This is a genomic window from Streptococcus pseudopneumoniae (assembly GCF_001073085.1).
Lineage (GTDB): Bacteria > Bacillota > Bacilli > Lactobacillales > Streptococcaceae > Streptococcus > Streptococcus pseudopneumoniae_M.
Map to the genome: position 1 here is coordinate 1 of NZ_JVFV01000002.1, position 3,612 is coordinate 3,612.

The 3,612-nt window shown below is 41.6% G+C and carries 4 protein-coding genes and 1 pseudogene; all 5 read right to left on the minus strand.

Annotation, left to right across the window (positions count from 1 at the left end):
* A pseudogene (locus tag ADH90_RS11490) lies at positions 1–147 on the minus strand (sigma-70 family RNA polymerase sigma factor); the annotation flags it as partial.
* A 203-nt stretch (positions 148–350) separates the two neighbouring features.
* Positions 351–962, minus strand: coding sequence for a 30S ribosomal protein S4 (gene rpsD, locus ADH90_RS00060; protein ID WP_000092756.1), 612 nt, complete (start codon positions 960–962; stop codon positions 351–353).
* Positions 963–1,158: 196 nt separating this feature from the next.
* A complete protein-coding gene (locus ADH90_RS00065) occupies positions 1,159–2,211 on the minus strand; it encodes a HAMP domain-containing sensor histidine kinase (protein WP_049529433.1) in 1,053 nt (350 codons plus the stop codon).
* Positions 2,208–2,906 carry a response regulator transcription factor gene (locus tag ADH90_RS00070; protein WP_049529434.1) on the minus strand — a complete coding sequence of 233 codons (699 nt, stop codon included), beginning with the start codon at positions 2,904–2,906 and terminating at the stop codon, positions 2,208–2,210. Before ADH90_RS00070 ends, ADH90_RS00065 begins: the two co-directional genes overlap by 4 nt.
* Before the next feature lie 123 nt (positions 2,907–3,029).
* Positions 3,030–3,612, minus strand: a 583-nt coding sequence (locus ADH90_RS00075; RefSeq protein WP_049529436.1) for an SSURE domain-containing protein, incomplete at its 5' end; no start/stop codon positions are given.

Genomic DNA, 3,612 nt, shown 5'->3' on the forward strand with positions numbered 1-3,612 from the left:
CACCAGTTCTGGATGCTTTTCTAGAAGTTCGTAAAGGCAGATCAGTCCTTCTTGATCCCAGTCCTCTTTTTCCCACAGGTGGAGATAATAATCTTTTCGGCATTTATGAACAATTCCTTTTACCTTCTCATAATATTTTTCAAGCATTTGCTTTCCCCCTTTCTCTGCTTGTAGTATAGCAGAGAAAGGGGGAAAGAAGGGATTTGATTTCTGTCTTGTGTTTTTGAGTCTGTAATGTTATTGATTATAAGTTTGTAATTCACGTAAAGCTAGCTAGTTTTTCATAATCTAATTTTCAGATAAAGCAAAAAGCCCACTGTTGTAGGCTTCCTGTAAGATATTTCTTAAAATTAAAGCATTTTGTTGTAGAATTCAACGACAAGTGCTTCGTTGATTTCTGGGTTGATTTCATCGCGTTCTGGCAAGCGAGTCAATGAACCTTCCAATTTTTCAGCATCGAATGATACGAATGCTGGACGTCCAAGAGTAGCTTCTACTGCTTCAAGGATAGCTGGAACTTTCAATGATTTTTCACGAACTGAGATCACTTGACCTGGAGTTACGCGGTATGATGGGATATCAACGCGTTTTCCGTCAACAAGGATGTGACCGTGGTTTACGAATTGACGAGCTTGACGACGAGTAGTCGCAAGACCAAGACGGTAAACAACGTTATCCAAACGGCGTTCCAAAAGAAGCATGAAGTTGAAACCTAGGATTCCGCCTTTGATTTTTGTAGCTTGTACGAACAAGTTACGGAATTGTTTTTCACCTACACCGTAAGTGAAGCGAAGTTTTTGTTTTTCAGCCAATTGCAAACCGTATTCTGACAATTTAGAACGGTTGTTTGGTCCGTGTTGTCCTGGTACGTAGTTACGACGTGCCAATTCTTTACCTGTACCTGTAAGTGAAAGGCCAAGGCGACGAGCTTGTTTCCAAGATGGTCCTGTATAACGTGACATGTGAATGTCCTCCTGATATAAATAATATTTCGGTGGAAATAGTCACTTAGAAAGCCCTGATTCGTGCAGATGCCCTTCGCCTAAACAGCCAAGGTTACTTATCATAAGACACCTGTTGACGAGCTTCATGCTTCCCTGCTGATATTTCACACAAGCTCTATTCTACCATGAATGGCTGGATTTGTAAAGAGGTGGGTTAAGCTTTATTTTCACTACTAGAAAGTTTGAGAAGGAGGGTAAAGGTGCTTCCTAGGCCGTACTGGCTGGTAACTGTGATTTCTCCACCTAATTGATGGGCTAATTCACGCGCAATCGCAAGGCCTAAGCCATGACCACCTGTTTTCATATTACGCGAAGTTTCGACACGATAAAGGCGCTTGAAAATATTCTCCAAATCCTCTGGGGCAATGCCCTGTCCCTCATCGGTCACACTGATTGAAAGCTGGTTCTTTTTCAGCTTAGCTACTACCTCCAACTTGGTTCCTGGTGCAGAGTATTTAAAAGCGTTATTGACCAGATTCACCAAGATACGAGAAAGCTTGGCATAATCTCCTTCAATCCGAGCAGACTCAGGAATAACTTGCAAGTGGACATCTCTTTCCTCCTGCTCAATCAAAAATTGAAATTCACTCATGCACTCAATCAAGAGCTGATCCAAAAAAATACTGTCTTTTCCAGTCGTCTTCTCCTGATTTCTAGTTGTATTTAGGCTCAAAAAATTCAACTCCTCAACCAGTTTATTGAGTCTTTCTGCCTGACGTCCAATAGTTGCTAAATAATGGGCTTCTTCTCCTTCCTTGATAACTCCATCCAAAATTCCTTCAACCGTTGCTTGGATAGAGGTGATGGGAGTCTTGATATCATGCGAAAGCTGGGCAATCATCAAGCCCTTTTCTCGTTCGCTTTCTTCCAAAGAATCAAAGGTAGCCTGTAAATCATGTGACATTTCATTAAAAGCCTGGCCTAATTGCTGAAATTCCACAGGCCCTTGAACCTCAAGATTTGAAGGAAAATTCTTGTCCGCTACTCGCTTGGCATGTTCCTTGAGTTTACCCAATGAAGTAAAGACCGGAGATAAGAGATAGAGACTAATCCCAGCACCAACAAAACTTGCCATGAGAGTCATACCCACTAGGAAATAAATCTCTCTTTCGTCAATTAACATTCGTTGGACTGCCCAAAAAACTACGATAATCGTTAGGAGTGTTGAAATGATATAACCCACTAGAATATAACTTTTTAATTTCATTGACTACCTCGTGCTTTCTCAATTTTGTAGCCCAAGCCCCAGACTGTTTTGATGGTGGGCGTTTCTGCACTGGCATATTTAGCCAACTCCTGTCGAAGAGCATGAATATGAACATTTAAGGTATTGGTATCATCCACATAGTCTTCTTGCCAGACCTTTTCATAGAGATCTGTCTTAGAGAAAGCTCGCTTTGGATTGCTGGCTAAAATCCATAAAAGCTCGAAGGATTTGACTGTCAAATCAAGTGCTACATCTCCTACTTGAGCCTCATGACTACCGTGATTCATTCGTAAATCACCGAGACTGACAACCTCTATCTCACCCTCACGATGAAGGCGACGCAAGATATTGTGGACACGTAAAACAAGCTCACGAGGACTAAATGGCTTGGCAATAAAGTCATCTGCCCCCAGGCTTAGGCCGTAAATCTTGTCCTGCTCGCTTGTCTTAGCCGTAATAAAGAGAAAAGGCTGATCTGGAGATTGATACTGAACCTCACTAATCAAATCATAACCATCCATCCGAGGCATCATGATATCTGTAATAATCAAATCAATCGGTTTTCGCTTGAAGATTTCCAAGGCCTCTACTCCATCATGAGCCACCAAAACCTGATACCCTGCCTGAACCAGATAGCGTTGATGAATATCTGTGATTTCTACCTCGTCGTCAACGAGTAAAATGGTCTTTCCCATCTGTCTCTCCTTTGAAAAAAACAGTGCTATACTAAAATAGTATAACACTATTTTAATCGCTTTACGAACATTCTAAACCATATCTGGATTTTTCAAATCCTAGATAGAAAGTCTGTAACTAGACTAGTCATTCTCCTCTTTTTTAGCTTTCAAACTGAGGCCACCTAGTAGTCCGGCCAAGGCGAGTCCAAGTAAGCCAATAGGAGCCATTGATGTTTGGGCTTCACCAGTATATGGAAGCATGTCTTTTTTGTCTTTCATTTGATCAGCCATCATCGGACTTGACATCTTGTTATTAGATGCCATCTTGCCTTCATCAGGCATTTTACTTGTGGCTGCTGGAACTTGGTCTTGCTTCATACTTGAAGTTGCCATAGGCTGGCTAGCATTCATGGTTTTATCTTGCTCTTTGTTAGGCATCATCTTATCCTGGCTAGTAGCTGGCATTTTAGATTTCATCTCATCTTGATTAGCACTTGGCATTTGAGCGTTCATATTAGACGCATCTTGATGACCACTCGTCATCGGAGCCAGCATAGCTGAACCATTAGAAGATGGGACGGAACCTGACTGCATCGGAACAAGAGACTGATGTCCATTCAAGTTCACTGTCAAATCTTTAGTTGCTACAAGATTGCTCAAGTCAGCCTTGCCATCTTTTGCACCGTACACTTTAATAGTAGCTTTATAACTTTGAGTGCCGTTT

Coding starts and splice junctions, on each gene's coding strand:
- rpsD (WP_000092756.1), bottom strand. CDS start 962: ATGTCACGTTATACAGGACCATCTTGGAAACAAGCTCGTCGCCTTGGC.
- ADH90_RS00070 (WP_049529434.1), bottom strand. CDS start 2,906: ATGGGAAAGACCATTTTACTCGTTGACGACGAGGTAGAAATCACAGAT.
- ADH90_RS00065 (WP_049529433.1), bottom strand. CDS start 2,211: ATGAAATTAAAAAGTTATATTCTAGTGGGTTATATCATTTCAACACTC.